The sequence below is a fragment of the Citrobacter braakii genome (assembly GCF_002075345.1).
GTDB lineage: Bacteria > Pseudomonadota > Gammaproteobacteria > Enterobacterales > Enterobacteriaceae > Citrobacter > Citrobacter braakii.
In genome coordinates this window covers 1-838 of the sequence record NZ_NAEW01000083.1, presented here as the reverse complement: position 1 = coordinate 838, position 838 = coordinate 1, and the positions used below count along the sequence as shown (strand labels likewise).

Here is an 838-nt window from a genome sequence, read left to right as displayed (position 1 = left end):
GCTGTCCGGGACCGCCCGCCTCGTCAAATTTTTACGCGCCCAAAATAAGAAACTTTTTTCCGGAAGTTTTTACCTATTGAATTGGAGGTTTTAATGGGTGCTGTTGTTCGATCTTCCGGTGGTGGCCGTAAGCGCAATTTGTCTCAGGGCCAGAAAAGCAAGCTGACCAGGATTGCGCCGCCGGATGAGTTAATGAGCGATATAGCGATCCGCATCTGGAAAACACAGAGCAAAATTTTAATCGAACGCGGTGTCTTTGAACTGGAGGACGCCCCGCTACTTCTGGCTTACTGCAATGCGTTTCACTTGATGGTTGAGGCCGAAAAAGTTATCGCGAAAGATGGACTTACCGTATCAAGTGAAATGGGGGGAGATAAAAAACACCCTGCAGTCAATGTCCGTAATGACTCTGTTTCGCAGCTTGCCCGTCTGGGTTCACTTCTCGGGTTAGACCCGCTCAGTCGCATAAGAATGACCAGCGGTAAAAATGATACAGATGATGAAGGGAATGAATTTGATGAGTTTGACTGATGGCTACATATCCAAACGTCAATGCGGCGAACCAGTATGCGCGGGACGTCGTGAGCGGGAAGATACTGGCCTGCCGGTTAACGATTCTGGCCTGTCAGCGACATCTGGACGACCTGGAACGCGCCAAAGATCCACGCTGGCCTTACCGCTTCGATAAAAATAAAGCAGAACGTTTCCTCCGCTTCTCCCAGAAAATGCCGCACACCTCCGGTGAGTGGGCTCGCCGGAAGCTGCGGATAGAGTTTGAACCGTGGCAAAAATTTGCGCTGGGCGTGCCGTTTGGCTGGGTGCGAAAAGATTCAGGCTA

The 838-nt window shown here is 50.7% G+C and carries 1 protein-coding gene and 1 pseudogene; both read left to right on the top strand.

Annotation, left to right across the window (positions count from 1 at the left end; genetic code table 11):
• The first annotated feature begins 93 nt into the window (after nt 1–93).
• Nucleotides 94–531, top strand: coding sequence for a phage terminase small subunit P27 family (locus tag BZK42_RS27910; protein ID WP_079938464.1), 438 nt, complete (start codon nt 94–96; stop codon nt 529–531).
• Nucleotides 531–838 (top strand): annotated as a pseudogene (locus BZK42_RS27905) (terminase large subunit); the annotation flags it as partial. The gene BZK42_RS27910 and the pseudogene BZK42_RS27905, both read left to right, overlap by 1 nt.

What these genes read in the sequence shown, in the direction of transcription:
- BZK42_RS27910 (WP_079938464.1), top strand. Translation starts at nt 94, where the DNA reads ATGGGTGCTGTTGTTCGATCTTCCGGTGGTGGCCGTAAGCGCAATTTG.